The 281-nt window shown below is 63.3% G+C and carries 1 protein-coding gene; it reads right to left on the reverse strand.

The annotated features are described in order from the left end of the window. Positions 1-281, reverse strand: a 281-nt coding sequence (locus MD536_RS21685) for an AMP-binding protein (protein WP_239603864.1), incomplete at both ends; no start/stop codon positions are given.

Below are 281 nucleotides of genomic sequence, written 5' to 3' on the forward strand. Positions count from 1 at the left end.
GTTTTCCCCCTCCACCGAAGAGATGTTCTCACCCCCGCTGATGATGATGTCCTTGGCCCGGTCGACGATCAGGACATAGCCCTCGGCATCCACGGTGGCCAGGTCCCCCGTGTGGAAATAGCCGTTGCGAATGGCCTTGGCGGTCTCCTCCGGAAGCTTCCAGTAACCCTTCATCACATTGTCCCCGCGCACGATGATCTCTCCGATGCGCTGGCCGTCCCGGGGGACGTCACGACCGTCGGCATCCACCACCCGCAGGTCCACACCCGGCACCTCCAGAC

The sequence above is a fragment of the Flavihumibacter cheonanensis genome (assembly GCF_022352215.1).
In the GTDB taxonomy this organism is placed as follows: domain Bacteria; phylum Bacteroidota; class Bacteroidia; order Chitinophagales; family Chitinophagaceae; genus Flavihumibacter; species Flavihumibacter cheonanensis.